The following is a 19,128-nucleotide window of genomic DNA, read 5'->3' as shown; positions in this document are numbered from 1 at the left end:
CGAAAAGCGGAGAAAACCGGTTGGATGATGCCGTTTTTGCCGGAAAATGAACGATTTTCCGTGTTGCTGATCAGCGCTTAAAGTTCCATTCGTCACTTTCGTACTTCGTCCGGGCCAACTCTTCGACATACGCCAACTCCTCAGCCGTCAGCGTATACGGCTCGAGCACGATGTTCAGCCCCTTTTCAAATCCTTTGTAAAACGCCTCTTTCGCTTCCTCGATCGTGACCGTTCGCTCAGTCAGCTCATTGATCGCGACCGCCTTGTTTTTAAAATTGCGCTGCAGCCGTTCTTTCACCCGCTCGTTCGGGTATTTAAACAAGCGAAACAGCAAGTCTTCGTCCAAATCAAGCAAAATCGAACCGTGCTGCAAAATGACCCCTTTTTGCCGCGTTTGCGCGCTGCCGGCTACTTTGCGCCCTTCAACCACGAGCTCGTACCACGACGGCGCATCAAAGCAGACGGCTGAACGCGGGCTGCGCAAATCCGCTTTTTCTTCTTCCGTTTTCGGCACGGCAAAATATGCGTCAAGCCCAAGGAAGCGAAATCCTTCTAAAATGCCTTGGGAAATGACGCGGTACGCTTCCGTCACCGTCTGCGGCATGTCCGGGTGCGATTCTGAGACGATCACACTGTATGTTAATTCTTTGTCATGCAAGACGCCGCGCCCTCCGGTCGGACGGCGGACAAAGCCGAGACCGTGGCGCTTGACCGCCTCTAAGTCGATTTCTTTTTCTACCTTTTGGAAATAACCGATTGACAATGTCGGCGGATTCCAACCGTAAAAGCGGATGGTTGGTGGGATTTTCCCGGCGCTGTGCCAATCCAAGAGCGCCTCATCAAGCGCCATATTAAACGACGGCGAACGGTCGCCGGAATCGATAAAGCGCCATACTTCTTTTGCCATCGTTTCACCTTCTCTACGATTTCAAACATGCGATATAGGCGTTGGGACGGCTTATTTGCAAGCCAGATTAGACCGCCTTCTCTACCGCCTTTACTAGTTTAGCAAACAACGCCGGTCAAGGGAAGAAAAATGCCATTATGAAAACACTTTGCTTCTAAGCGGCAACTTTATATAATAGGAATAGTGGACGAAGGGAAAGGAGGCGTGACGGATGGAAGCTTTGCTTATTGTTCTCGGCGCGATCATCGTGTATTCCGTCATCACGTATTTGTGGCAGCGGAGAATTGTCAAGGCGTTGACAGAAGAAGAGTTCCGCGCCGGCTACCGAAAAGCGCAATTAGTCGATGTCCGCGAACCGGATGAGTTTGCGGCTGGACATATTTTAGGGGCACGCAACATTCCGCTCACTCAACTGCGCATGCGCATGAAAGAACTGCGCAAAGACCAGCCGATTTATTTATATTGCCAAAACGGGCTGCGCAGCGGGCGAGCCGCGCAAATGCTGTACCGGAAAGGCTACCGCAACTTGTACCATTTAAAAGGCGGATTTAAAACGTGGACTGGGAAAGTGAAGAAAAAAGCCTAAGGGCTGTAAAAAGAGGCGTTCGCCAGAAAAGGCAGACGCCTCTTTTCGTCTGCAGCGATTAAAATGCCGACTCAAATTCCGGCGGCAGAACGACCGCCTCCAATACCGAAGCAGCCGCGCCAATGGCGCAGCTTTTTTCTTTCAGCTTTGAGACGATCATGTACGGCTCGTTTTCTTTTTTGACGAGAATGCGCTCCCCCACTTCTTTACGGGCCGCGCGGAGCACATAATCGCCGGCGCGGGCGAGCGGGCCGCCGACAATGACCGCTTCCGGGTTGTACGCATAAATGACTTGCAGCAGCCCGATGCCGAGATAGCGGCCCGTTTCTTCCAAAATGCCGGCCAGCTGTTCATCGTGTTCCGCCGCCAACGCCATCGCGGCGACGGAAAAACGGTCATCGAGCCATTCCGAACGGCCTTCCTCCGCCAAACGGCGTTCAATATATTTTTCCGATGCGTACATTTCCCAACAGCCGATGTTGCCGCAGTTGCAGCGGACACCGTTTAAGTCGATCGTATGATGGCCGATTTCACCAGCTAGTCCGTTCACCCCGCGATAAAGCTGATGATGAAGGACGACGCCGGCGCCAATACCGATGCCGGTGCTAATGTAGACAAAATGGGCAAACTCCTTGCCGGCGCCGAACCATTTTTCCCCGAGCGCCGCGAGCTTCGCCTCATTTTCGATGATGACCGGATATTGCGGCCACCGTTTTTGCAGAGCCGAGGCGAGCGCAACATCGCCCCAGCGCAAATTCGGCGCGAAAATGACTGTCCCGCTTTCCGTGTGAACGACGCCGGGAACACCGATGCCGATCCCCATCACGCCGTACGGCGTCGCCGGGGCCCGGCGGATGGCCGCCTCAATCAGTTCGATCATCTCACTGACAATGGCCTCCTGCCCCTCTTCCGGGCGGAACGAACGCCGCTGCTCCCATATAATTTCGGCGTTTAAGTTGGTCAGCACCGCGTACAAATAGTTGACGCCAAGCTCAATGCCGACAAGCGAGCCGGCGTCGGCATTAAAACGAAGCATAAGCGGCCGGCGCCCGCCGGTGGAAATACCGATACCGCTTTCATGGACGAAATGCTCGGCGATCAGCTCGTCGACGAGCGCTGAAACGGTCGCTTTATTTAACCCGGTTCGTTTCGCAATATCAGCACGCGAAATCGGATGTTGGTCGCGAATCAATTTCAACACAAGCTGTTTATTCATTTTTTTGACAAGCGTAATGTTTCCTGTCCGCACGTGTTTGTCATCCTTTTTATCTTATTGATTTAGTATGCCCCGCGAATGTGCGGATGCACTTCGTTCTCATAAAACCGGCGGAGCTGCACTTTTTCTTCTTGGTTGAACGATGGTACCGCCAACGCCGCCAAGTTTTCTTCAACTTGTTTCACCGTTTTAAAGCCCGGAATGGCGCATGTCACTTCCTCATGATCGATGACCCAGCGGAGCGCCGCTTTCGCCATGCTGCCGCGCCCGTTGGCGATCCAGCGCAGCTTATCAGCAAGCTCCACCCCTTTTTCAAATTCAAGCCCTCCAAACGTTTCTCCAACGTTAAACTGCTCTCCGTTGCGGTTAAAATAGCGGTGGTCATCCTCGGCAAACGTCGTTTGTTTCGTAAACTTGCCGGTCAACAGCCCGCTCGCGAGCGGCAGGCGAACCAAAATGCCGACACCGAGCCGTTTTGCCTCCGGAAACAACCGTTCGAGCGGTTTTTGCCGCAAGATGTTAAAAATGACTTGCAGCGCGCTCGCCCCTGAATGCTCGATGACGAACAGCCCTTCTTCGATCGTTTCAACACTGACGCCGTAATAGCGGATTTTCCCTTCCTGTTTCAACTTTTCCAGCACTTCAAAGACCGCGCCTTGTTTTAAGATTTCAAACGGCGGACAATGAATTTGGTACAAATCGATCACCTCGCGCTCAAGCCGTTTCAGGCTTGCCTCGCAATACGCGCGCACCGACGCTTCGGAGTATGTCTTCGGGTCGTGAATATCGCCGGCACGGCAAAACTTTGTCGCAATGTAGATGCGGTCTTCTTTTCCTTTCGTTGCCTTCGCCAACAGCTCTTCGCTATGGCCGTCGCCATACACATCGGCCGTATCAAAAAAGTTGACGCCGCGCTCTATGGCATAAGCAAGCGCGCGCAACGATTCCTTATCATCGATTTTCCCCCATGAGCCGCCGATCGCCCACGTGCCGAAGCTAAGTTCGCTCACGGTCAGATCGGTGTTTCCTAGTTGGCGATAATGCATGTCTTTCTCCCCTTCTAGATGGATTAATTTCTATTAGTTTATATGATAAACTAACTAAACTTTTCTGTCAATGTCCACTGGCGGTGTATATCCGCCAAAAAAAGAGCCCGCCCCATTGTCGGGCGGGCCGCTGATCGATTGTTCAGCTTAATGGCTTTCTTCTACTTTTCGATACCGCAAAATCGGTTTGCGCGCTGCCGTCGTTTCATCAAGTCGCTTGACGACGGTCGTATGCGGTGCTTCTTGTACAACTTCCGGCTGTTCCTCTGCTTCTTTGGCAATTTGAATCATCGCGTCGATGAACGCATCGAGTGTTTCTTTCGACTCCGTCTCAGTCGGCTCGATCATCATGCACTCCTCAACAATGAGCGGAAAGTAGACGGTCGGCGGATGGAAGCCAAAGTCAAGCAACCGTTTGGCGATATCAAGCGTTCTGACGCCAAGTTTCTTTTGCCGTCTGCCGGAGAGGACGAACTCGTGCTTGCAATGGCGGTCATACGGCAAATCGTAATACTCGGCGAGCCGGCGCATCATATAGTTGGCGTTTAAGACAGCGTATTCGCTCACCGCTTTTAAGCCGTCCGGTCCCATCGAGCGGATGTACGTGTATGCCCGGACATTGATCCCGAAGTTGCCGTAAAACGGCTTGACGCGGCCGATCGACTGCGGGCGGTCATGATCGAGATAATAGCCGTTTTCCCCTTTGGCGATGACTGGTTTCGGCAAAAACGGTACAAGATCGGCCTTCACCCCGACCGGTCCGGAACCTGGGCCTCCGCCGCCGTGCGGGCCGGTGAACGTTTTATGCAAGTTTAAATGGACGACGTCAAACCCCATATCTCCTGGGCGCGCCTTACCGAGAATGGCGTTTAAGTTCGCACCGTCATAATACAGCTTGCCGCCTGCTTCATGAATGATTTCCGCCATTTCGACGATCTGCTCTTCAAACAGCCCGAGCGTGTTCGGGTTGGTGAGCATGAGCGCCGCCGTATCGGCGCCGACGACGCGCCGCAAATCCTCTAAATCGACAAGGCCGTCAGCCGTCGATTTGACTGTCACTGTCTCAAAGCCGGCGACGGTTGCTGAAGCCGGATTCGTGCCGTGCGCCGAGTCAGGAACGATCACTTTCGTCCGCCCGAAGTCACCGTTCGCTTCATGATAGGCGCGAATCATCATCAGCCCTGTCCATTCGCCGTGCGCGCCGGCGGCCGGCTGCAAGGTGACCGCATCCATGCCCGTGATTTCTTTCAAATGCTCTTGCAAGTCGTACATCAGTTCAAGCGCCCCTTGCACCGTTTCTTCCGGCTGCAGCGGATGGATGTGGGCAAATCCGGCGAGGCGGGCGACGTTTTCATTGATTTTCGGATTGTATTTCATTGTGCACGACCCGAGCGGATAAAATCCGGAATCGACGCCGTGGTTCCGCTTTGAGAGGGCCGTATAGTGGCGCATTAAGTCTAATTCCGACACTTCCGGCAGTTCCGGCTCTTCAGTACGCAAATAGTCAGCCGGAACGAGTTCGTTAAGATCAGCGGCCGGAACGTCGAGCGCCGGAAGGCTGTAGGCAATTCGTCCTGGCTTGCTTCGTTCGAAAATGAGCGGTTGATCGTTATGCATGGCAATCCCCCAATTCGTTGACGAACCGATCGATTTCTTCTTTCGTCCGCAATTCCGTGACAGCAACAAGCATATGGTCGGCAAGCTCCGGATACTCAACACCAAGGTCGTAGCCGCCGATGATTCCTTTTTGCCGCAGGCGGGCGTTCACATCAGAAACCGGGCAGCCGAGCCGGATGACAAATTCGTTGAAAAACGGACCGGCAAACGGCGACAGCAAGCCCCGTTTTTCCAACTCACTTTTTGCGTAATGCGCTTTTTGCATGTTCATCGCCGCCATCTCTTTTACGCCCCGCTTGCCAAGCGCCGAGAGCGCCACCGAAGCCGCAAGGGCATTTAGCGCCTGGTTCGAGCAAATATTTGATGTCGCTTTGTCGCGGCGGATATGCTGCTCACGCGCCTGCAGCGTCAACACAAACCCGCGGCGCCCGTCTTCATCGGTCGTCTGCCCGACAAGACGGCCCGGGATTTTCCGCATAAGCGGCGCTTTAACGGCAAAATAGCCGCAATGCGGACCACCGAACTGCATTGGAATACCAAACGGCTGCATGTCGCCGACAACGATGTCCGCCCCTAATGCCCCTGGCGGCGTCAAAACGCCAAGCGCAAGCGGATTGCTGGCGACAACAAATAAACTTTTCTTTTCATGGACGAGCGGCTCGATCGCTTTCAATGGCTCGATCTGGCCGAAAAAGTTCGGATATTGAATGACAACGCACGCCACATCGTCCCCCAGTTCGGCAGCAAGCGCCTCAACATCCGTGACACCGCCGTTATACGGGATTTCCTTCACCTCGAGCTGCTGCCCTTTTGCATACGTGCGCACCACTTCGCGGTACTGCGGGTGGACAGCGGACGAGATGAGCACTTTGTTCCGCTTCGTATGAGCGGCGCTAAGCAAAACCGCTTCGGCGAGCGCCGTGCCGCCGTCGTACATCGACGAGTTGGCGACATCCATGCCGGTCAGTTCGCATACCATCGTTTGAAATTCGAAAATCGCCTGCAGCTCGCCTTGGGAAATTTCCGGTTGGTATGGCGTATACGCCGTGTAAAACTCGGAGCGAGACAGGACATGGTCGACGACAACCGGAATATAATGATCGTACACCCCGGCGCCTAAAAAGGAAACGTATTGCTTCGCATTGGCGTTTTTCTCCGCTAATGCACTTAACTCTTTCCACAGCTCCGGCTCAGATTTCGCCGGTTTCACATTCAGCTCGCCGCGGAACCGGACTTGTTCCGGAATGTCGGCGAACAGTTCATCGATCGAGGCGACACCGATCGTCTTCAACATCTCTTGTTTGTCTTCTTCCGTCATCGGCAAATAACGGTGGAGCACGGTTTTCCTTCCCCCTTACTTATGACTTGGCCCGCTTGTAAAACGGGGTCGGTACAATGGTTGCTTTTAATCGTTTGCCGCGGATCTCCACTTCTACTTCTTGGCCGATCGCGGCTACTTCCGCTTTCACAAGGGCTAAGCCGATATTTTTTTTCAACGTCGGTGACTGTGTGCCGGTCGTGACGAAGCCGACTTCTTCGCCGGAGGCATACACGCGGTAGCCATGGCGCGGAATCCCTTTGTCGATCATTTCGATGCCGACAAGCCGACGCGGCAGCCCGGCTTCTTTTTGTTGCTTCAGTGCAGCTTGACCGATAAATGGCGTCTCTTTTTCTGTTTTGACAGCAAAGCCAAGGCCGGCTTCAAGCGGGGAAATCGTGTCGGACAACTCTTGTCCGTAAAGCGGCAGGCACGCCTCAAACCGAAGTGTATCGCGCGCTCCCAACCCGCATGGAACGACCCCGTCTTCGGCCCCGGCCGTTAAGATGGCGTCCCACAAAGCGATGGCATCCTCAGCTTGGCAGTAAATTTCAAATCCATCCTCGCCCGTGTAGCCTGTGCGTGAAACGAGTGCCTTCGCACCCGCGACTTCGACATCGTCGACGAACGAAAACGGGCGTAAAGCCGACAACTCTACATCGGTCAACGTTTGCAGCACGCGTTCAGCCGCCGGCCCTTGCAAGGCGAGTTGCGCTGTCTGCGCCGAAATATTTTCGAGTTCGACATCTGAATCAATGTGCTCGCTCAGCCAAGCAAAATCTTTTTCCGTATTGGCGGCGTTGACGACAAGCAAATAATCGTCTTCTCCTTTATAGTAGATTAACAAGTCATCAACCGTGCCGCCGTTTTCATCACACATGAGCGTATATTGTGCCCGCCCCGGACGCAGCTTGGTGACATCGTTCGTCATCAGCTTTTGCAAAAAGGCGAGACTGCCGCGGCCGCGGACAGTAATTTCCCCCATGTGCGAAACATCAAACAGCCCGGCGCGCGTCCTTACGGCCTCATGTTCCTCCTTAATGCTCGAAAATTGTACCGGCATTTCCCAGCCGCCAAACTCGACGGTTTTGGCACCGTAACGGGCATACACCGGGAAGAGTGGCGTGCGCTTCAGCATCCGATTCCCTCCTTTGATCTGTGACGCAAAAAAGGACAGACTCCACCCTTTATATATAAAAGGTGGCTCTGTCCTGGCACCTGAAAGTTTCCCGTCGGCTCTAGGTCGGCACAGCCATTAGCGGTTCGCACGAGCCGGTCGGTTTCCTCTTGGGTGGCCTGCCTTATGCAGGCGCTCTCCAGAGCTGCGTCAAGCAAGAGTCTTTTTGCCTGAGAGATTCGCGTTTCCGCTTGCTCCTTCGGCGCTACATTCCGTAGTCTCTCCCCTTGCCGTCATCCGCCGATCAATAAATTGTTCCAAAGCGGGCATACTAAAGAACGCCCTCATCAACCATTCATGCGAATGTTCTAAATTTATACTACCATTAACCACTCAAAAAGGGCAATAGGTAATAAACGAACTTTTATAGGAATTAACTGCAAAAATGTTCTTATTTTGCTTGAATTATTATCCATAATCGATATAAATATTCGTATCGAGGGAAGGGGATGGCCATGGACATTGAGATCAAACTAGACGGGGCGTGGAAAGAGGAATTTCTTGCGCGCGTTGAAACAGACGGCCCATGGGCGAACTGGGAAATGTACGAGCTGGCTTTAGAGGCCGCCCATCATTTAAGTGTGCCGGAATTTACCGGCTTGCAGGCACCGAAACATTTGCCGCATTTAACGATTTTGCCACACCAGCTTGAAGTGGCGCGCCGCGTCGTCGAAGAAATGAATGGCAAAGCAATTTTGGCCGATGAAGTAGGCCTTGGCAAAACGATTGAGGCCGGGCTCGTCCTCAAAGAATATATGATTCGCGGCCTTGTGAAAAAAGCGCTCATTCTCGTTCCCGCCTCCCTTGTTTCACAATGGGTGAAAGAGCTGAACGAAAAGTTTTTCATCCCGGCCGTCCAGCAAAAAAAGAGCTATGTCTGGGAACAGTGCGACATTGTCGTTTCTTCGATTGATACGGCGAAAAAACCGCCGCACCGCGACATCATTTACGAGCAGCCGTACGATATGATCATCATCGATGAAGCGCACAAACTGAAAAACAACAAAACGAAAAACTACGAGTTTGTGCAAAATTTAAAAAAGAAGTTTTGTTTGTTGCTGACGGCAACGCCCATCCAAAACCGAATCGAAGAAATTTTCAACCTTGTCTCACTCCTGAAGCCCGGCCATTTAGGCAACGCCGAACAGTTTACGAAAACGTACGGCAAAACAAGGGCGGTGCAAACAAACGAACACTTAAAAGCGCTTGTCAACAAGGTGATGATCCGCAACCGCCGCGCTGATACGCCGATCGAATGGTCAAAGCGCCACGTCGAGCCGGTGCTGATCGAATTTACAGATGAAGAACGCGAGCTGTACGAAGCAGTGAGAGCGCTCCGGCATGAGTCGTTCGCCGGTTCGTTTTCGCTCATTACCTTGCTTCGCGAAGCGTGCAGCAGCCGTGAAGCGCTGTTTTTAACCATAAAAAATATGATGGAGAAATGCGAAGGAGCCATCCCTGAAGCGCTCGAGCAGGTGCTGGAAAAAATCAACGCCGTCACGACGAATTCAAAGGCGGAAAAAGCGCTTGAACTCATCCGCTCCATTAATGACAAAGTGATTATTTTCACTGAATATCGGGCGACGCAGCTGTACTTACAATGGTTTTTAAAACAGCACGGCATTTCATCCGTCCCATTTCGCGGCGGCTTCCGGCGCGGCAAAAAAGACTGGATGCAGGAGCTGTTTAAACACCACGCCCAAGTGTTCATCGCCACCGAAGCGGGCGGTGAAGGCATTAACCTGCAGTTTTGCCGCTATGTCATCAACTACGATTTGCCGTGGAACCCGATGCGCCTTGAACAGCGGATCGGCCGCGTCCACCGGCTCGGCCAAACCGATGATGTTTACATTTACAACTTTGCTGTCAAACAGACGGTGGAAGAACATATTTTAACACTATTGTATGAAAAAATCCGCCTGTTCGAACGGGTCGTCGGCGAATTGGACGACATTTTGGCGAACATGAACCTCGCCGACCTTGAGCATTACTTTGAAGACGCCCTCGTCCACTCGCGGAGCGAAGGAGAAATGAAAATTAAAATGGAAAACATCATGGCGATGATCGAACTTGCCGAACAACTTAGAAAAGCAGGAGGCGAGCGGCATGCAGCAACATGAAATCCGCCGTTTTGTGGAACGCTATTTTGCCGCCAACGGCTGCACGTTTTTGGAAGCGAACGACGACTATATGACGGTCCAACTGACGGCAGAAATGGATAAAGAGCTGATGAACCGTCCATTTTATTGGCATTACATCGAACGGACGGGCGGCGTTCCGCAACCGATGCAGCTGACGCTGATCACCCGCCCGAGTGAAAAGACGAACAAGCTAAAAGGCGACCGGCTTCATTTTGGAGCGCCGCGGCTGCACCAGCTGTTCCGCTCAGCACAAAAGCGCGGCAGCTTTATCCGCCTGTACGAAGAGCCGGACGCCCCGCTTGCCGGAAACGCCGCCCTTCATCCGTGGCTTGGCATGAACGTTGTCATTTCGTACGAATGCGACCGAAAAAAAGATGACATCGTTTCCCTTGGCCTGCATCTTATCAGCGGAACAATGATCGAATCGTTTCACGAACGGCTGCGTGAGCGGCGGCTGACGCCGAAAATCCCGGACTATTGTTTCACCATTTCCCCCCTCATTAAGCTACGAAGCGGCATCAGCCGCCTTGAACAATATATTCGCGGCCGCATCGCCGCCGACGATCATACGTGGGCCAACGAAGCGCGCCAACGCTGGGCTGACGATTTGGCGCTCCTTGATGAATTTTACAAAGATGCGGAAGAAAAGCCGGAATGTTATTATATCGAGAAAGAAGCGCTTGAAAAACAGTATAAGCCGCGCATCACTGTTTCCGTCATTAACGGTGGTCTTTTCTATTTAATGCCGCACTCCTCGTAACAACCCTATACGCGGGATCAGCCGGTGCCATTTAAGCGCAAAACGCCCGCCGGCCGGGTCGGCCAGCGGGCGTCCGTTACGGGCGGCGCCGAAACAACAAGCGGAGCGAAAGCGGCATCATGCCGAACAGGTGGTAAGAGAGCGGGGGCCGTTCTTGTTTTCGCTCGCTTCGCCGCCGCGTCCGTTCCTCCTTCGGCATATCCATATACGCGACAAACTGCTGAGTGACAAATTTGACGTAATCGTTGACCGCCATCAGCGTCCCCCCTTTTTTTCTTTTAGTTTTTCCGTCTCTTTCCTTTTTTAATCGTTTTGTTCGCTCCATTCGGTTATATGGAGCGCCGGGAGCACCACCGTAAACACAACACTTCTTCTCAGTCCGGATGACGAGCGGACGGACAAGGCGACTCGGACGCTCGTTTCCCCCTCTTTTTCCCAACGATAGACAGCTGTCCCGCGCGGGTACGTCCATTCCCCTTCATGCCCGACCATCGATGGATCCGACGCCGCGATTTGTTCTCTTACGTCAAATACGGCCATCTGCACGAGCTCATCCGCCTCAACGGCCTGACGGGCGTCATGCATCGCCTGTTGTTCCACTTCATATAAAAGCAGGACGTGCGTAACGGAAAAAGCAAACAGCAGCGCGACGACCGCTACAAGCGGAAAAATGACACCGTCCTGACGTCCCATCTTTCCCTTTCCTCCTTTCATTCCTTCGTCCCGTTACGCAAAACTTACAAAATTCTACAAGAACGTTGCAGCAGTTTTCGTTTGCTTCCTTGCTCATCGCGTCCGATTTCGCCGAAGCTACTCTCGTTTCGTTGACGCTCCGAAGACTTCACTTCCCATGCAACTCACGGTACAAATCGCTATGCAAGGTAGTTCGAAAGATTGATGCTGTCTTTCGATCTCTGTCCATTTCAAGTCCACAATCCTCACATCGAAATATCCCCTCCCGAGTCAAAGGAAGCAAAGCGGCCGCTAAGAGCCGCTCGCGATCGAACAGGCAGAGCTTCCGCTAAAACGCCCGCGCCACAAACGCCTCATAAACGATGCCATCGTCCCCTGTCACTTGCACAAACAGGCCGCGGACACCAACACGGTACGAAACAGCCTGCACATGGCGAAGCGCTGTTTCGTTGCCCGTTCCATTCACTTGACGGATTACATTGGACTTGACGAACGAAAAGCTCACCTGATCGCCGTTCCATTTTTGCAAATAAAGCGTTGTCCCATCCGCCGACCATCGTTCCGTTTCATGCAACTCGATTTGCAATTGCTGTAAAAACAAACGCCATTCAAGGTGCGTAAACCCGTCAACCGGCGCAACAACACCAAGCGGGCGGACAGACAGCAACACCGGGATGACAGCCGCAACGGTCAATGCGGCCGTTAGTGCCAACAGTGCTTCTAAAAGTGTAAATCCCTGTCCCCCGGCTACCGCTTTCCGTACCCGCATCTCACCACCTCGCGGCCGGCGTAATCGTTCCAGCGCACGCATACTTTCCACATCCGTCCTCCTTCCTCGTGCGCCTGCAGGCGAAACGTTGTTCGCCCGTCCACCACCGTCGTTTCACCGACAAACGGCTCTTCATACAAGGCAACGGCTATCAGTCGGCGGGCCTTTTCCTCAAGCACAAGGTTGTTCCGTTCGAGCACCACTTGCATGAACAAAGGAAGGAGAACAGCAGCTGTCGTCCATAACAGCACAAGAGCAAACAATCCCTCAACAAGCAAAAACCCGCCGCTACATTTTTTGCACATAAAACCGCCCTTTTCCGAGCAAAAATGTCACTTTATAATTGCCTTTGCGACTTTTTACCCAAACGGTCCCGCCTTGTTCGATATTGCCGTTATCGGTAAAGATAAGCGGGTTGCGCAGCGTGCCGAGCTGAAACTGCCATGGCGCCGGAAGCGTGCGGACGATGATCCGCTGGCCGCTATCCGTATCAACCGCCCGATACTCGCCGCTCCCCTCGGTAAAAAACACGGACACTTTCACCCGTCTGGCGACGGCATGTTGCTGGGCGCCGTATAAATCGGCGCGCAACAGTGCCAACATATACGTTTCCTCACGTTGGTGCATGATCCCGCTGAGGGTCGGGGCAACGAGCGCGGCCAACAGCAGTGCAGCCGACAACACAACAAGCATTTCAAGCAGCGTAAACCCGCCGTTACGAGCCAACTTCGCTCACATCGCCGTTCTCGTTAATTTGGATCGCACGGCCGTTTGGGCATTTATCTGATTTAATATACCCGCCATCGAGCAATTCTTGAATGGTTGGAATTTTGTTATGCTCCATCTCATATGCCTTCACTTGCGCCTGCACCGTATTGACAAGCGCCTCACATCCTTTGTCGTTGATCATGCCGTTATGCTTCGTAATGTTCGGAATCGCCACTAACAGCAACACCGAAATGACCATTAACACAATCAGCATTTCAATGAGTGTAAATCCTTTTTCGTTCACGGCAACTCCTCCTTGCATCATCATGGTTCGCGCTCATCCGTAACCGCCGCATATCCCCTAAGCAGCCTTACAATCCATTTAACATCGAAAACATCGGCAACAAAATGGCCAAGTACATTCCGACGACGAATGCTCCGACCGCTGACAACAGCACCGGCTGCACAAGCTTCAGCGCCGTTTCGAGCCGCTTTTCGATCACTTGCAGCAAAAACTCCCCATAATGTTCGAGTTCCTTGCCAAGTTCGCCGTTCGACTGACCGTGGCGAATGACAAGCGTCAACTCCGGCTCGTAGTAGCGGGCGGCGCTGACGAGATCGTCAAGCGCCATCCCTTTTACCAACCCTTCGCGGATTCGTTTCCCTTCCATTTGCAGAAACGGCCAGGAAAAAGGTTCGCTAAAGACGCCGAGCGCTTCATAAACGGACAAACCCGCTTGCAGCAGGCGGCCGAGCTGACGGGCCATTACATATGTGGCAACCAATCTCACCAATAAGGCGCACCATGGAATGGATAAAGCGAACTGAAGCCGGCGGGCGACCGGCCAACGGCGGAAGAAAGCGGCGTAAAACAACCAGAAGAATATGGGGAAGGCGGCGATGCCTGCCAATGCCATCGGCGCATGGGCAATGAGCGCAATAAGTAAAGAAGTCTGTTCATTTCCGGGCGAAAGCGCCGCGGCGGTCTGCTCAAATTGCGGGAGCAGCCATCGTTGCATGAACACGAGCATGACAATGAGCAAAACAAAGAGAAAAAGAGGATAGCGGCTGAAGCGGCGCAATTGTTCGCCGAAGCGCGCTTTTTGCGCAAGCGCCGCTCCCGCCTCCGCCATGCCGCGGGGCAAATCGCCGTGCCGCTCGGCAAAAAAGAGCAGGCTGATGGCGATGCGGTCGATGGACATCCCCCCGATGGCGACAAAAAGAGGCGACCCGGCCCGCAGCTGCTGCAAGCAGCGTTCAAGCTCCAACCGACGCTTCACCGGCGCTTGAATGGCTAAAAATTCGAGCGCGTGTCCGAGCGGGTAGCCGCGCTCAAGCAGCCGGCCGAGCCGGATAAAAAACAACGCTTGTTCAGCAAGCGGCCACATTTTTCTCCTCATCGCTCTCCCCCTTCGGCAAGCTCAAGCGCGCGGGTCGGCAAATAACCAAGCGCGATTCCCTTGCGGATGAGGCGCCCTAATGTCATATGGCGGCGGGGCCGTCGCCCATCACTGTCCGACAGCGAACGGATGACATTCATAAGCTCCGGTCCGTAAAGCAGTTCATGGACGGCGGCACGCCGTCTGCGTTGAAGCCGGCGACACGCCGGATGGCAATCGTCGCCACATAGCGGACAGCATAGCTCGACAAGGCGCTGCGCCGAAACGGCAAGCAGCGTTTCAGCCAAGTCGCCGGGTGGCACACCGAATTCATGCAGCCGGTACACCGCACCGACGGCATCCGCGGCATGCATGGTCGACACGACCAAGTGTCCGCTCAACGATGACCGCACGGCGATGGCCGCCGTATCATGATCGCGGATTTCCCCGACCATTAACACATCCGGATCATGGCGCAAAGCGGCTTTCAAGCTGGCCGCATACGTGATGCCTGCTTTTTCATTGATCTGCACTTGCAAAAACCGGTCATTTCGTTTTTCGACTGGATCTTCCAATGTGATGATGTTGCGCTGTCTTTCCGCTTGACAAACATCAAGAAGGGTGTACAACGTCGTCGTCTTTCCCGACCCGGTCGGGCCGGTCAGCAATATGAGCCCTTGCGGCTGCTGCATAAAGGAAAACAATCGTGCGGTGGAGTGGGAAAATAAGGATAGTTCGCGAAGCGGCAGCGAAAAGCGCTGCGGCAAGAGGCGGATGACGAGGCTTTCGTCGTAAAGCGTCGGCAGCGTCGATAAGCGCAAATAGACCGTTTCCCCGGATTCGTTTACTTCCATCGCCCCGCTTTGCGGACGGCGCCGTTCACCGATATCCATGTCGGCTAAAAATTTGAAATGCACGATGACGCGTTCGGCGATCTCTTTCGGGAGCGTACCAACATCGATGAGCATGCCGTCAACACGGAGGCGGATGGCCGCATCATGGCGGCGCGGAATGAGGTGAAGGTCAGAGGCGCGGCGCTGCACCGCTTCAGCGAGGAGACGGTTCGCTACTTGTTCGATATCATCCAGCGCATATTCCCTCCCTTCCATTAGGTTGCTTTGAATTTCGACGGACGTTATCGGTTTTCCTGCTGCTGTCGAAATTTTTTTCGTGAACATTTTTTGAACTTTTGCTCACTTATCGTCAATAGTGACAAAAATCATTCCTCGCCTTCACCTATTTCATTATAATAACCGTATCAATGATTTATTTAGGAGGGAACCCCGATGGAACAAACATTAAAAATTACAAACGTGCTGTCCGACCCAACAAGATTTCATATTTACGAATACATGGCTAAAATACACCGCGAAGTTTCGGTTCAGGAGATTGCTGAAAAGTTCCATATCCATCCGAACGTCGCCCGTCTTCATTTGACAAAGCTTGAAGACGTTCGCATGGTCGTATCGGATACACAAAAGACGGGAAAAGGCGGGCGGCCGAGCCGATTGTACCGGTTATCTGACGAAGTCGTCGGTTTGTATTTTCCGTTCCGTGACTACCAGCTTCTTGCCCGCATCGCCATTCAGACGATGGCCAAACTGGGGCCGGCCGGGATCGAGGCGTTGCGTGAAACAGGAAAGCAGTTTGGTTATGAACTCGTTGCCAATCGCCTGCCGCATAACGGTTCAGCAAGCGCGCTTACCTTGGAAGACAAAATCCGCATCATGGAAGAAGCAGCTGAGGCGGCCGGATTTCTTCCGCAATTCCATTATGAAGAGAACGAAGGAGTGCTTTACCTCGACATTTTCAACTGTCCGTTCAAAGAAATCGCTGCACAGCATCCTGATACAGTGTGCGGCATGCATCATTCGTTTCTGGAAGGAATGGTGGACGTGCTGTTTGCCGATGCGAAAATGGCTGAAACAGAAAATATGATGGACGGCAGCCGCCGCTGCGCCTACCGCATCGCCATCCGTCCGTAGCAGCAGCCTGTCTCCTCCTTTTTCCTTCATATTGGGCGGCGGCTGGGCGGCAGGCGCCCCATCTTTTTTTCTTACAGCCTGTCCGAAAGCGTTATTTACATTCCCAACTATTGTACATTATAATAAGTAAAGACCAATGGATTGTATAAAAGGAGGGATACATAATGGACCGCATGTTCCGCGTGCTCGCTTTTTGGACCGGCATTTTCGCTGTCATGTTTTACCTCGGCCATATGCATACGACATCACTCATCTTCTTTGGCCAAACGGTGTTTTTCCTGTTCCTCGGCTTTTTAAAACTGACCGAGAGAATGTACATCTATATTTTCGGGGCGTATTTAACCATTTTCTTTGCCGCGTTCACGTATTGGACGACGTTTATGATGGTGCCCGGCATGGGCGAATAAAAACAGGCAGATCTTTCTGCCTGTTTTTCTTTACGGCAAAAACTCCGGCGCCGCCCAAATGTCGGCAGCGGAAAGCTTTGTTCCTTTTTGGTGAACGAGCACATCGAAAAAACGGCTGATGCCGTCATCGGCAATAAGTGTGCGAATCATCCGGTTTTGTCGGTTTACCGGCGAAAACAACTCCATGCTTTCAGAAACGACCCATTCGTTTAAGAGGCCGGCCGCCAATAAAAACCGGTCTTGGCGGACAAACGCCACTTCCTCCCATCCGGTCTGCCGGGCGTATAAACGAAGCGCATCCCATTGCACATGAGATGTCAAGTCCATCTCCCCCGGATGACAGAGCGGGTCGGCAATGAGCCGATGGCGAAAATAGCCGCGCAGGCTTCCATGCCGCCGCGCCGGTGCGCCCAGCTGTTCATCGGTGCAGCCGTAATCGATTGTCACCATCACCGCCTGTCGGAACAGCGGCCCGATCTCAAGCCAAAACCGCTTCACCGCCAACGGCACTTCCAAGCGCTGGCCTTCGGTGAGAACCAACCTTCGTTCATCTAAATAACGGATAATATCCGGGTCGTGCAGCGGCGCTTTTTCCTCGACGAGCCGGCCGCCGCGGGCGGCGACGAAACACTCGTACAAAACGCCATGTTCCTTTGTGATGACATGAACGGGAAAAGCGTCAAAAAACTCGTTGCTAAACACGATGCCGGAAAACGGCCCGCACTCGGCCAGCCAGCGGGAAACGCCGTCATATTGCCTTATCTTTTCCGCAACCGGACGCAGTGTTTCTTGTTGCCGTCGGCGGTGGAACGGGCTTTGGTCAATGATTGTATACGACAAATTTCTATATGTATGCGGGCTTTTTTTCTTCCATTCCTCTAATACGGCCAGCGCCAAACGCCCGTCCCCGCCCCCCCATTCGCAAACGGCCGGCGGCAGCCCTCCCCGTTCCACGAGCCGAATCCAAAACGAAGCGAGCGCTTTTCCGAACGCCGCCGCCAAAGAGCTGCTCGTAAAAAAATCACCTTCCTTTCCTATTTTTTCTCTCTCACGCATGTAATAGCCGAAACGTTCATCATAAAGGGCCATTTGCATGTAATCAGCGTATGACACCCTCCCGTCCGGCGCGGCGGCAATGCTCTTGTACAGTTGATCCATCATTCATTCCTTCCCCAATTTTTTATTTTTTTACTATTGACATAGTGAAAACAATCGTATATCGTTATTATAGTAGTAGCTTAACTATATCCCCTCCCATGATTGTGGATAGAACATCCCCCAAAACCCTTCTTGGCGCGGCTAAGAAGGGTTTTTTCTGGTTTACAGGCAGACGACGGGCGTCTGCCTGTTTTTCATGAAATGCAGCAAGGCGCAAAAGGTCTGAACAACAGTTCGGATTCGAGCGTTGCTTTTCTTTTATGAAAATCCATGCAAAAACGGATTCGTATCCATTTCCATGCCGATCGTCGTCTCCGGTCCGTGTCCGGACAAGACCATCGTCTCTTCAGGCAGCGTCAACAACTCGCGATGAATGCTCGTCAACAGCTGTTCATGGTGGCCACCTGGCAAGTCGGTGCGTCCGATGCTGCCGGCAAACAGCGCATCGCCAGAGAACACGAGCTTTGCCGCTTCGCAATAATATGAGACACTGCCTGGCGAATGGCCCGGCGTTTCACGGACGTCAAACGTAAACGGCCCGACCGTCAGCGTCATCGGCCCTGTGATGGATGTCGGTTCGCAGCGGACAACGACCGGACCGCCGAAATACAGCGAGCCGTTTAGCGCCGGGTCTTGCAGCCACTGTTTTTCGTTTTCATGCAAATACACCGGAATGTCCCAGCGGGCGAGCACATCCGAAACACCGCCGATATGGTCAAAATGAGCGTGCGTCAATAAAATCGCCATCGGAGTCAGCTGTTTTTCTTCAATCCGGCGAACGAGCGCCGCTCCTTCCGCTCCGGGGTCAACGATGACGCATGCGCCGTCTTCAGCCGACAAAAGGTAGGCGTTCGCCTGAATCGGGCCGACAGGGATGCGAGTCCATTCCATAACCGTTTCCTCCTTTATCTGGCATGGCCAATGCATGTTTAGCTTTATTTTACTGGTTTTTCCCACGCGATGAAAGGGAAAAATAAAAAGGGAATGGACCTCGACAAATGGAAGAAAAAAGATTACAATGAAAAAGAATGGACTCGTTTGTACATACTGTTTCATGAGGGGGGAAAATGATGGGTACAGTCATTATTTTTGCGCTCGTGGCTCTGCTTGCCCTTTATGGAATGTTCCGCACGTTGCGCGAGAAAAACGTGCTCGGATTTTTATTCGGACTTGCTACTGCCGCCGTATTCGGTTGGTTTACAATCATGACGATTTTGCATCAAGGGATTCCGACCGGCACGCATTAAAAACGCAAGAGGCG

Annotated in this window: 22 protein-coding genes and 1 riboswitch; of the genes, 6 read left to right on the top strand and 16 right to left on the bottom strand. The window is 53.0% G+C overall.

The annotated features are described in order from the left end of the window. Positions 1-70 precede the first annotated feature (70 nt). Positions 71-907, bottom strand: coding sequence for a lipoate--protein ligase family protein (locus ACTVDO_RS01535; protein WP_020960553.1), 837 nt, complete (start codon positions 905-907; stop codon positions 71-73). A 211-nt stretch (positions 908-1,118) separates the two neighbouring features. Between ACTVDO_RS01535 and ACTVDO_RS01530 the strand changes: the two genes are divergently transcribed. Continuing rightward, a complete protein-coding gene (locus ACTVDO_RS01530; protein WP_020960554.1) occupies positions 1,119-1,493 on the top strand; it encodes a rhodanese-like domain-containing protein in 375 nt (124 codons plus the stop codon). A gap of 58 nt (positions 1,494-1,551) precedes the next feature. Here the strand turns inward: ACTVDO_RS01530 and ACTVDO_RS01525 are convergent, their stop codons facing one another. The 5 genes from ACTVDO_RS01525 to gcvT all read right to left on the bottom strand — a co-directional run bounded on the left by ACTVDO_RS01525 (position 1,552) and on the right by gcvT (position 7,828). Next, positions 1,552-2,742: an ROK family transcriptional regulator gene (locus ACTVDO_RS01525; protein WP_020960555.1), complete on the bottom strand. Its 1,191-nt coding sequence runs from the start codon at positions 2,740-2,742 to the stop codon at positions 1,552-1,554. Positions 2,743-2,771: 29 nt separating this feature from the next. Further along, positions 2,772-3,755: an aldo/keto reductase gene (locus ACTVDO_RS01520; protein ID WP_442900903.1), complete on the bottom strand. Its 984-nt coding sequence runs from the start codon at positions 3,753-3,755 to the stop codon at positions 2,772-2,774. A 147-nt stretch (positions 3,756-3,902) separates the two neighbouring features. Continuing rightward, positions 3,903-5,372: an aminomethyl-transferring glycine dehydrogenase subunit GcvPB gene (gene gcvPB / locus ACTVDO_RS01515; protein ID WP_020960557.1), complete on the bottom strand. Its 1,470-nt coding sequence runs from the start codon at positions 5,370-5,372 to the stop codon at positions 3,903-3,905. Then, positions 5,365-6,711 carry an aminomethyl-transferring glycine dehydrogenase subunit GcvPA gene (gcvPA, locus tag ACTVDO_RS01510; RefSeq protein WP_020960558.1) on the bottom strand — a complete coding sequence of 449 codons (1,347 nt, stop codon included), beginning with the start codon at positions 6,709-6,711 and terminating at the stop codon, positions 5,365-5,367. The genes gcvPB and gcvPA overlap by 8 nt, the downstream gene beginning before the upstream one ends. A 19-nt stretch (positions 6,712-6,730) precedes the next feature. Then, positions 6,731-7,828, bottom strand: a complete 1,098-nt coding sequence (gcvT, locus tag ACTVDO_RS01505; protein ID WP_020960559.1) for a glycine cleavage system aminomethyltransferase GcvT — start codon at positions 7,826-7,828, stop codon at positions 6,731-6,733. Positions 7,829-8,015: 187 nt separating this feature from the next. After that, positions 8,016-8,104: riboswitch (glycine riboswitch) on the bottom strand. Between the two features lie 218 nt (positions 8,105-8,322). On the opposite strand from gcvT, the gene ACTVDO_RS01500 reads away from it, so the two are divergent. After that, the gene (locus ACTVDO_RS01500) at positions 8,323-9,987 is read left to right on the top strand and encodes a DEAD/DEAH box helicase (protein WP_020960560.1); all 1,665 of its coding nucleotides are present in this window, start codon (positions 8,323-8,325) and stop codon (positions 9,985-9,987) included. Then, on the top strand, positions 9,974-10,768 hold the full coding sequence (locus ACTVDO_RS01495) for a YqhG family protein (RefSeq protein WP_020960561.1): 795 nt from the start codon (positions 9,974-9,976) through the stop codon (positions 10,766-10,768). Before ACTVDO_RS01500 ends, ACTVDO_RS01495 begins: the two co-directional genes overlap by 14 nt. A gap of 76 nt (positions 10,769-10,844) precedes the next feature. Here ACTVDO_RS01495 and ACTVDO_RS01490 read toward each other — a convergent pair whose 3' ends face one another. From ACTVDO_RS01490 to comGA, 8 genes are all read right to left on the bottom strand, one after another. Beyond that, positions 10,845-11,024: a YqzE family protein gene (locus tag ACTVDO_RS01490; RefSeq protein WP_020960562.1), complete on the bottom strand. Its 180-nt coding sequence runs from the start codon at positions 11,022-11,024 to the stop codon at positions 10,845-10,847. Between the two features lie 47 nt (positions 11,025-11,071). Beyond that, entirely contained in the window at positions 11,072-11,461 is a 390-nt protein-coding gene (comGG, locus tag ACTVDO_RS01485) for a competence type IV pilus minor pilin ComGG (protein ID WP_020960563.1), read from the bottom strand. 328 nt (positions 11,462-11,789) lie between these two features. Then, positions 11,790-12,230, bottom strand: a complete 441-nt coding sequence (gene comGF, locus ACTVDO_RS01480; RefSeq protein WP_020960564.1) for a competence type IV pilus minor pilin ComGF — start codon at positions 12,228-12,230, stop codon at positions 11,790-11,792. Beyond that, positions 12,209-12,535 (bottom strand): type II secretion system protein, encoded by a 327-nt coding sequence (locus tag ACTVDO_RS01475; RefSeq protein WP_020960565.1) that lies wholly within the window; start codon positions 12,533-12,535, stop codon positions 12,209-12,211. Before ACTVDO_RS01475 ends, comGF begins: the two co-directional genes overlap by 22 nt. Then, complete coding sequence (gene comGD, locus ACTVDO_RS01470) at positions 12,519-12,956, bottom strand: competence type IV pilus minor pilin ComGD (RefSeq protein WP_020960566.1); 438 nt, start codon at positions 12,954-12,956, stop codon at positions 12,519-12,521. Before comGD ends, ACTVDO_RS01475 begins: the two co-directional genes overlap by 17 nt. Further along, on the bottom strand, positions 12,946-13,242 hold the full coding sequence (gene comGC, locus ACTVDO_RS01465) for a competence type IV pilus major pilin ComGC (protein WP_020960567.1): 297 nt from the start codon (positions 13,240-13,242) through the stop codon (positions 12,946-12,948). Before comGC ends, comGD begins: the two co-directional genes overlap by 11 nt. Before the next feature lie 67 nt (positions 13,243-13,309). Continuing rightward, a complete protein-coding gene (gene comGB / locus ACTVDO_RS01460) occupies positions 13,310-14,338 on the bottom strand; it encodes a competence type IV pilus assembly protein ComGB (RefSeq protein ID WP_020960568.1) in 1,029 nt (342 codons plus the stop codon). Next, positions 14,335-15,426 carry a competence type IV pilus ATPase ComGA gene (gene comGA, locus ACTVDO_RS01455; RefSeq protein ID WP_041267964.1) on the bottom strand — a complete coding sequence of 364 codons (1,092 nt, stop codon included), beginning with the start codon at positions 15,424-15,426 and terminating at the stop codon, positions 14,335-14,337. Before comGA ends, comGB begins: the two co-directional genes overlap by 4 nt. Before the next feature lie 177 nt (positions 15,427-15,603). Between comGA and ACTVDO_RS01450 the strand changes: the two genes are divergently transcribed. Together ACTVDO_RS01450 and ACTVDO_RS01445 are read left to right on the top strand one after the other, a co-directional pair. Continuing rightward, the gene (locus tag ACTVDO_RS01450) at positions 15,604-16,302 is read left to right on the top strand and encodes a helix-turn-helix transcriptional regulator (RefSeq protein ID WP_020960570.1); all 699 of its coding nucleotides are present in this window, start codon (positions 15,604-15,606) and stop codon (positions 16,300-16,302) included. Between the two features lie 164 nt (positions 16,303-16,466). Continuing rightward, positions 16,467-16,709, top strand: a complete 243-nt coding sequence (locus ACTVDO_RS01445) for a DUF2626 family protein (protein WP_008879854.1) — start codon at positions 16,467-16,469, stop codon at positions 16,707-16,709. Positions 16,710-16,739: 30 nt separating this feature from the next. Here ACTVDO_RS01445 and ACTVDO_RS01440 read toward each other — a convergent pair whose 3' ends face one another. Next, positions 16,740-17,867 carry a class I SAM-dependent methyltransferase gene (locus ACTVDO_RS01440; RefSeq protein WP_442900959.1) on the bottom strand — a complete coding sequence of 376 codons (1,128 nt, stop codon included), beginning with the start codon at positions 17,865-17,867 and terminating at the stop codon, positions 16,740-16,742. Between the two features lie 258 nt (positions 17,868-18,125). Then, a complete protein-coding gene (locus tag ACTVDO_RS01435) occupies positions 18,126-18,758 on the bottom strand; it encodes an MBL fold metallo-hydrolase (protein ID WP_442900901.1) in 633 nt (210 codons plus the stop codon). Positions 18,759-18,937: 179 nt separating this feature from the next. Between ACTVDO_RS01435 and ACTVDO_RS01430 the strand changes: the two genes are divergently transcribed. After that, positions 18,938-19,114, top strand: a complete 177-nt coding sequence (locus ACTVDO_RS01430; protein ID WP_020960573.1) for a DUF2759 domain-containing protein — start codon at positions 18,938-18,940, stop codon at positions 19,112-19,114. Positions 19,115-19,128: the final 14 nt, after the last annotated feature.

It is taken from the genome of Geobacillus sp. BK01 (assembly GCF_052220245.1).
In the GTDB taxonomy this organism is placed as follows: domain Bacteria; phylum Bacillota; class Bacilli; order Bacillales; family Anoxybacillaceae; genus Geobacillus.
The sequence above is the reverse complement of the archived record's forward strand: the minus strand, read 5'-3'. Positions and strand labels throughout refer to the sequence as shown.

What these genes read in the sequence shown, in the direction of transcription:
- ACTVDO_RS01520 (WP_442900903.1), bottom strand. Translation starts at nt 3,755, where the DNA reads ATGCATTATCGCCAACTAGGAAACACCGATCTGACCGTGAGCGAACTT.
- ACTVDO_RS01500 (WP_020960560.1), top strand. Translation starts at nt 8,323, where the DNA reads ATGGACATTGAGATCAAACTAGACGGGGCGTGGAAAGAGGAATTTCTT.
- gcvPB (WP_020960557.1), bottom strand. Translation starts at nt 5,372, where the DNA reads ATGCATAACGATCAACCGCTCATTTTCGAACGAAGCAAGCCAGGACGA.
- comGG (WP_020960563.1), bottom strand. Translation starts at nt 11,461, where the DNA reads ATGGGACGTCAGGACGGTGTCATTTTTCCGCTTGTAGCGGTCGTCGCG.
- comGF (WP_020960564.1), bottom strand. Translation starts at nt 12,230, where the DNA reads ATGCGGGTACGGAAAGCGGTAGCCGGGGGACAGGGATTTACACTTTTA.
- ACTVDO_RS01530 (WP_020960554.1), top strand. Translation starts at nt 1,119, where the DNA reads ATGGAAGCTTTGCTTATTGTTCTCGGCGCGATCATCGTGTATTCCGTC.
- gcvT (WP_020960559.1), bottom strand. Translation starts at nt 7,828, where the DNA reads ATGCTGAAGCGCACGCCACTCTTCCCGGTGTATGCCCGTTACGGTGCC.
- ACTVDO_RS01430 (WP_020960573.1), top strand. Translation starts at nt 18,938, where the DNA reads ATGGGTACAGTCATTATTTTTGCGCTCGTGGCTCTGCTTGCCCTTTAT.
- ACTVDO_RS01450 (WP_020960570.1), top strand. Translation starts at nt 15,604, where the DNA reads ATGGAACAAACATTAAAAATTACAAACGTGCTGTCCGACCCAACAAGA.
- ACTVDO_RS01445 (WP_008879854.1), top strand. Translation starts at nt 16,467, where the DNA reads ATGGACCGCATGTTCCGCGTGCTCGCTTTTTGGACCGGCATTTTCGCT.
- ACTVDO_RS01440 (WP_442900959.1), bottom strand. Translation starts at nt 17,867, where the DNA reads ATGGATCAACTGTACAAGAGCATTGCCGCCGCGCCGGACGGGAGGGTG.
- comGA (WP_041267964.1), bottom strand. Translation starts at nt 15,426, where the DNA reads ATGGAAGGGAGGGAATATGCGCTGGATGATATCGAACAAGTAGCGAAC.
- ACTVDO_RS01475 (WP_020960565.1), bottom strand. Translation starts at nt 12,535, where the DNA reads ATGTGCAAAAAATGTAGCGGCGGGTTTTTGCTTGTTGAGGGATTGTTT.
- ACTVDO_RS01535 (WP_020960553.1), bottom strand. Translation starts at nt 907, where the DNA reads ATGGCAAAAGAAGTATGGCGCTTTATCGATTCCGGCGACCGTTCGCCG.
- ACTVDO_RS01495 (WP_020960561.1), top strand. Translation starts at nt 9,974, where the DNA reads ATGCAGCAACATGAAATCCGCCGTTTTGTGGAACGCTATTTTGCCGCC.
- ACTVDO_RS01490 (WP_020960562.1), bottom strand. Translation starts at nt 11,024, where the DNA reads ATGGCGGTCAACGATTACGTCAAATTTGTCACTCAGCAGTTTGTCGCG.
- comGB (WP_020960568.1), bottom strand. Translation starts at nt 14,338, where the DNA reads ATGAGGAGAAAAATGTGGCCGCTTGCTGAACAAGCGTTGTTTTTTATC.
- ACTVDO_RS01435 (WP_442900901.1), bottom strand. Translation starts at nt 18,758, where the DNA reads ATGGAATGGACTCGCATCCCTGTCGGCCCGATTCAGGCGAACGCCTAC.